The 6,111-nt window shown below is 68.5% G+C and carries 6 protein-coding genes; 5 read left to right on the plus strand and 1 reads right to left on the minus strand.

Going from position 1 to position 6,111, the window contains the following annotated elements; all coding sequences use genetic code 11:
- From A2790_RS21355 to A2790_RS21365, 3 genes are all read left to right on the plus strand, one after another.
- A partial coding sequence (locus A2790_RS21355) for a replication initiation protein (protein WP_293396162.1) occupies positions 1–948 on the plus strand: 948 nt, incomplete at its 5' end.
- Positions 949–1,668: 720 nt separating this feature from the next.
- On the plus strand, positions 1,669–2,874 hold the full coding sequence (locus tag A2790_RS21360; protein ID WP_293396165.1) for an AAA family ATPase: 1,206 nt from the start codon (positions 1,669–1,671) through the stop codon (positions 2,872–2,874).
- An 85-nt stretch (positions 2,875–2,959) separates the two neighbouring features.
- The gene (locus A2790_RS21365; protein ID WP_293396168.1) at positions 2,960–3,979 is read left to right on the plus strand and encodes a ParB/RepB/Spo0J family partition protein; all 1,020 of its coding nucleotides are present in this window, start codon (positions 2,960–2,962) and stop codon (positions 3,977–3,979) included.
- On the opposite strand, the gene A2790_RS21370 is transcribed toward A2790_RS21365, so the two are convergent.
- Complete coding sequence (locus tag A2790_RS21370; RefSeq protein WP_293396171.1) at positions 3,976–4,497, minus strand: thermonuclease family protein; 522 nt, start codon at positions 4,495–4,497, stop codon at positions 3,976–3,978. The two genes, A2790_RS21365 and A2790_RS21370, sit on opposite strands and share 4 nt — an antisense overlap.
- A gap of 117 nt (positions 4,498–4,614) precedes the next feature.
- On the opposite strand from A2790_RS21370, the gene A2790_RS21375 reads away from it, so the two are divergent.
- Together A2790_RS21375 and A2790_RS21380 are read left to right on the plus strand one after the other, a co-directional pair.
- Positions 4,615–5,373 carry a LuxR family transcriptional regulator gene (locus A2790_RS21375; protein ID WP_293396174.1) on the plus strand — a complete coding sequence of 253 codons (759 nt, stop codon included), beginning with the start codon at positions 4,615–4,617 and terminating at the stop codon, positions 5,371–5,373.
- A gap of 67 nt (positions 5,374–5,440) precedes the next feature.
- Positions 5,441–6,111: acyl-homoserine-lactone synthase (locus tag A2790_RS21380; protein ID WP_293396177.1), on the plus strand; the 671-nt coding region annotated here is incomplete at its 3' end.

Raw genomic sequence — 6,111 nt, forward strand, 5'->3', positions numbered from 1 at the left:
GGCGGCGACGCCTGGCGGCCGGTCGCGCACAAGATGCGCAAGTCGGACATCCGCCGCGGCCACAAGGGCAACGAGCGCATCGCCGACATGCTGGAGGAGCTTCACCGGACGCTCTTCGCCATCGATGACCTGTCTTGGCGCGGTCGAAAGGCGACGAAGCGCTTCCCGCTGATCCAGTCCTCACGCGAGGAGGTGGAGGAAGACGGCGCCGAACGCGGCTGGATCGAATGGGAGTTCACCCCCGACGCGCGCCGGCTGATCAAGGAGTCGGAGACCTATGCGGTCCTGAACCGGCAGGCGGTGCTGGGCTTCCGTTCGACCTATGCGCTGCGCCTCTACGAGATGGGCGCCCTGCGCATCCATCGCCGGCAATCCACCTGGCGCGGCGACATGACCGCGCTGCGCGCGGCGTTCGGGATCGCGCCGGAGCTCTACAAGGATTTCGCCCAGCTGCGCCGCAAGGTATTGGAGCGCGCCAAGGCCGAGATCGATCAGCTCGCCCACTTCACCGTCGAGTGGCGGGAGATCCGTCGAGGGCGCGCCGTGGTCGAGATCGAGTTCGTCTTCCATCCCAAGGACGCGCCCGAGCAGCTGGCGACGGTCGTGGAGAACGAGCGGCATTCGGCCGGCCGCCGCGCCCGGCGGGAAGACGCGGTCGAGGTCGTGTTGGATGTGGCGCCGCCCCTCCCCTCCCCGCCGCGCAAGCTCGCCGCCCCCGCGGCCACCGCAGCCTCCCCGTCGAGCGTCTTCCCGGAAGGTTCCATCCGCTGGTCCAAGGAGTTCGCCCAGATCGCGCAGGCTCATGGCGGCGGCTGGGATATCGACCTGATCGCCGGCTCCTACCGAGAGCAGATGGGCGAGCGGCTCGCCAAGCTTTCCGGCGCCAAGTTGATGAAGTCCTGGACCGGTTTCTGCCAGGCCTTCGCAGCGCGCCGCGGCCGGCCCTAGGGACAGAATTGCACGGGTGCAATTTCGTTGGATGAGGCGCTGTAGGCGCCGCTGATGGGGTGCAGGGTCGGCGGATCAGCGGCCGGCGAGTGTCCTGCATGAAGCCGAAGCTTCACAGCACGACTCGGCCAACGCCAAAGCGCAGACACGAGGGGCTCCCGGGCGCAATTGCACCGGTGCAATCGCCCCCGGGATTCGCGATCTGACCCCCCAGTCGGTCAGGATGGATGCGATGTGCCGCGACCCCGTACGGAAGCAGATGAGCGCGCAGGCGCTTGGCGGACGACGGCGTCTTGCACCGGTGCAATTTCGACTCGTCAGAGGCCGTGCACCCGCCGGCAGGCTCGCATGTCCCGGTCCGGCTCGTCACGGCGTGTGCAAGCGCTCGAGCCCCGGAAGGCCAGTGCTCACCGCGGGAGGGCGTCCAGGGCAGCCCGCAACCTGCGCCCCCGCGCGGTCAGGATGGGAAGAGGCGTCTCGCGGAGGAATCGCGCTACCCAGGGCGACGGGGGAGGATCGACACGGATTTTTCGCTAGCGCAGCGTCCTCTCGGCCCCCATCAGGTCAGGTTGGCGCCTCGTCAGAGGTCGAGAATCGGGTTTTTCTTCCCGGTCAGCGTTAACGACCGGTTTACCAAGCGAAAATACACCATCTTGCCGGCAGCTTTCGCTTTCTAGCGTCCGATGCGCAGAAAATCGAAAGTGGCGAGGAGGCCATCCCATGTCGACCAATCTGGCGGAAGCCGCTGTGACCCCGATGGCCGGACCGGTCGGCCAGATGGCGCGCCGCGCCTCGGCCGTCGTCTCGAACCTCCGGGACGCCGCCCGCGCCGCCCGCGCCGGCGCCCGGCGAGAGCCGACTTTCACGATCGGGGAGGCGGCCGCGCTCGTGGGCCGAACCCCGGCGGCCATCCGCGAAGCCGAGAAGGACGGCCGCCTGCCGGAGCCGCCCCGGACGGAGACCAATCGGCGTGTCGGCTACACCCTGGCGCAGGTCAACGATATGCGGGGCGCGTTCAACACCCGCCCCTGGCGAAAGCCCGAAGATCCCTGCGCGATCGTCGCCGTCCAGAACTTCAAGGGCGGCGTCGGCAAGTCGACGATTTCGGTCCACCTGGCGCAGTACCTGGCCATCCAAGGCTATAGGGTCGCCCTGATCGACTGCGACAGCCAGGCCTCAGCCACCACCCTGTTCGGCTATGTCCCGGACCTCGACCTCAGCGAGGAGGAGACCCTCTATCCGTTCCTTCGCTACGAGGAGATGCAGTCGCTCGACTACGCCCTGAAGAAGACCCACTTCGACGGCCTCGAGATCATCCCAGCGAACCTGCGGCTCTTCCAGTCGGAGTACGAGCTCGCGGCGCGCATGGCGCGGGGCGGCGGGCGGCTGCTCGACCGCCTGGCCCAGGGTATTGCCTCGGTGGCCGACCGGTTTGACGTGGTCATACTGGATCCGCCGCCGGCGCTCGGCGCCATCTCGCTCTCGGTCCTACGCGCCGCGAACGCCTTGGTCGTACCGGTGCCGCCCACGGTCATGGACTTCTCCTCGACCGCCGCCTTCCTGGCGATGCTGGATGAGACCATGCAGGAGCTGGCGACCCGCGATCTCGCGCCGTCGCTGAGCTTCATTCGCGTGGTAGCCTCCAAGGCCGACGAGACCAAGTCGATGCAGAAGGAGCTGATCGCCCTGATGCGGCAGGTGTTCGGTCACGTGATGATCCGCACGCCACTGAAGGACTCTGCGGAGATCGATAACGTCACAGCCCGCCTGATGACGGTCTACGAGCTCAACAACCCCATGACCAGCAAGGCCGTCCGCGATCGGTGCCTCACCTACCTCAACGGGGTCAATGAAGAGATCCTGGTGGATATCCGCTCGACCTGGCCGAGCCACGCCGCGCGCCTCCGCAAGGAGGGGCTGGCATGAGGGCTGAGCGGGAAGGCCACATGGCCAGGCCGGCGCGGCAAATAGGAAATTGCACCGGTGCAATTGCGCCGGGGAGGGGACTGCCATGAGCAAGAACCGAGGGTTCGCCGCCGGCCTCGCCGGGGCCTTGGACGATATCGACGCGCCGGCGCCTGAGCCGCAGGGCCGGGTCGGCATCGGCGTGCTCACCGGCCGCGCCAATCGGTTGGCCGAGCTCGCCTCCGGCGCGGTCGTGGCCCGCACCCTGGAACAGGTCGATCCCGCCCGCTGCCGGATCTGGGCCGAGCATAACCGCGACTATGCGAAGCTCGACGAGACCCGCTGCGCGGACCTGATCGAGAGCCTCAAGGCGCAAAACCGCCAGGAGATCCCCGCGATCGTCCGGCGCGTGAAGGACGATCCGGCCTACGACTACGAGGTGATCTGCGGGGCTCGCAGGCACTGGTCGGTGAGCTGGCTGCGGGCCCACAACTACCCGGACTTCCGGTTCCTCGTGGAGATCCGCGAGATGACCGACGAGGAGGCCTTCCGGGTCTCCGACCTCGAGAACCGGGCCCGGGACGACCTCAGTGACATCGAGCGGGCGCGTGACTACCTGCGGGCGCTCGATCGCCACTACGACGGCCGCCAGAAGGCGATGGCCCAGCGCCTCAATGTGTCCGAGGCCTGGCTCAGTCGATACCTCGATCTGGCGCGCTTGCCCGCTGAGCTCATCTCGGCCTTTCCCGACCCGCACGCCCTGAAGATCAAGCACATCACCTTGCTGAAGCCGCTGCTGAAGCCGGACGACCGCCGCGACCGCGTTCTGGAGGCGTCGCGCGGCTTGGCGTCGGGGGCAGCGGAGGGGCTCTCGCCGCAGGACGTGATCCGCCGGCTCGCCCAGGCCGCCGACGCCCCCAAGAAGTCAGGATCCCCCAAGAAGTCAGGATCGGCCGCCGACAACCTGGTGCGCACGCCGTCCGGCGCGCCTGTGCTGCGGATCGACGCCCGCAAGCGCAAGGAGGTCAGCCTGACGCTGCTCCCCACGGCCGGAGCGACCCGCGAGGAGGCGGAAGCGGCGCTTCGCCAGGTGCTCGAGCAGCACTGGCCGGCCGCTTCGCCCTAGCCGGCAGGGAACGCCTCGTCCGGCGAAGGCGCATGAACGCCGAGGCCGGCCCGCCGGGCCTGGGCTTCGGCAGCCGCATATCGGCCGCGCGAGAACTTGGGCCAGTCCACCGCCAGGCCCGCGGCGACCATGCGTTCGGCCAAGTCGCGGCCGGAGGCGTCGTCACAACGGGCGACGATCCGGTCATGCGAACGCCCGCCGGTGTCTTCGCAGCTCACTGGACCCTGCGCGAGCACCGTTGCCATCAGCCGTGTAGCGTCGCGGCCAAGCCGGGTGTCGGCTTCCGGGGCGTCGATCCCCCAAAGTCTGATCCGCGCGGCGCCGAGGGCGAAGGTGTCGCCGTCGATCGGCCGCCCTGCGCCGGCCAGCGGGGGAGGGGAGGGGGCCGCCGCGGAGATGTCACGGGTGAGCTGCGGCCCGATCCAGACGGCGAGAAGCGCGAAGCTGACCAGGAACAGCAGCCCGCCCGCTGGACCGGAACGGCGCCGACCGCCCAACTTGGGAATCATTCTCAACATTTACCATCCTGGCGTATTGCGGCCCCGTCGCAACCCAAGGTACATCTTGTTCATCGGCACAGCCGATGGGGTTGGAGGCTTTCTTCGCGCCGCGTGCGTCGGCGAAGGAGCTCGTCCGTGCTGCCGTTTGAGCAAGATATCGCTCGCAAAGCCTTCGACACAATCAACGACGCACAGCAGATCGACAGCATACCCGAGCTGGAGGCCGTGTTCGAACGGACCTTGGGCCCCCTGGGCGTCGACGTATTCGTCGGCGTCCAGATCGCCGACCCCCTCAGGGACCGTCAGGTCGAGGTCACCTTCGGACGCACCCATCCCAGCTGGTACGCGCACTACCAGGCTGAGGGCCATGCCGCGCGCGATCCCATCGTGCGCGAAATGCTGCGCTCGACCGAGCCGCTGTTCTGGAGCGACCTGCCGGCGCGCCGCGGCGCTCTGAAGCCCGAGGAGGCGCGGGTCATGGAGGAGGCGCGCTCGTTCGGTCTCAACGAAGGGCTGATGACCCCGCTGCACCATGTCGACGGCTCGGTCTCGGCGGTGCTGATGATGGGCGAGCGCATGGCCTCGGACGCTCCGGACACCCGCGCGGCGCTGCACCTCCTGTCGATCTACTACGGCTCCCTGGCGCGCAAGCTCAGTCAGTCGAAGAAGGACGCCGAACCCAATAAGGCTAAGCTTAGCGCTCGCCAGATCGAGTGCTTGCGCTGGGCGCGCGAGGGCAAGAGCTCCTATGTGATCGGCCAAATCCTGAGCCTTTCCGCCCGTACGGTCGACGAACATCTGGCCACGGCGTGCAAGAAGCTTGGCGTGCACACCCGGATGCAGGCTGTGGCGCAGGCCCTATTGCTCGGGTTGCTGGAACGGACAACCCCGTAGACTTGCGGGGTCGTCCCCGTGACGGCCCTCGAACAACCATCGGCTGAACCCAAGCAGAGGTCCGCCGATGAAGGTCCACATCGTCACCGCCGCCAACCGCGATCGCTATAGCCGCGAGCTCGATCAGATGCACCGGCAGCGGCACGAGGTGTTCGTCGGCGGGCTGGGATGGACCGAGCTCGCGCGCAAGGACGGCCTGGAGCGCGACCAGTTCGATGACGCCTCGGCCGTCTACCTGCTGGCGATGGAAGGCGGCGACGTCCAGGGCAGCCTGCGCCTGCTGCCAACCTGGCGGCGCTGCATGCTGACCGAATGCTGGCCGCAGTCGATCACCCGCGGCGCGGCGCCCCGCGGTCCGGGCGTGTGGGAGTGGACCCGCTGGTGCCCCGGCACCATAGCGCGTCCGAAAGCTCTCGTCCGCGCCCGCCGGGCGCTGATTTTGGCCGCCCTGGAGTTCGCGCGCAGCCGCTTCGTCGAGACCTATCTCACCTACTGCGACACCAAGTTCCTGGGCCAGCTCGTGGAGCTCGGCTGGGCGCCTGAACCGCTGGGCCTTCCCCAGCCCTATGGGCAGGGCCAGGCGGTCGGCGTCGTCTGGCCGGTCGAGGAGGATCTCCTGGAGCGCACGCGGGCGCTCTTCAGCGTGCGGGACCCGGTGTCCCTCGAGGCGCCCGCCCGGGGCCGCATCTCGGTGCCGGTCTGGATGCTGGAGCAGCTGCTCGAGGCCCAGCCGGCGGA

Origin of the sequence: Phenylobacterium sp. RIFCSPHIGHO2_01_FULL_69_31 (assembly GCF_001824475.1) — a bacterium.
In the GTDB taxonomy this organism is placed as follows: Bacteria; Pseudomonadota; Alphaproteobacteria; order Caulobacterales; family Caulobacteraceae; genus Phenylobacterium.

What these genes read in the sequence shown, in the direction of transcription:
- A2790_RS21360 (WP_293396165.1), top strand. Translation starts at nt 1,669, where the DNA reads ATGTCGACCAATCTGGCGGAAGCCGCTGTGACCCCGATGGCCGGACCG.
- A2790_RS21365 (WP_293396168.1), top strand. Translation starts at nt 2,960, where the DNA reads ATGAGCAAGAACCGAGGGTTCGCCGCCGGCCTCGCCGGGGCCTTGGAC.
- A2790_RS21370 (WP_293396171.1), bottom strand. Translation starts at nt 4,497, where the DNA reads ATGTTGAGAATGATTCCCAAGTTGGGCGGTCGGCGCCGTTCCGGTCCA.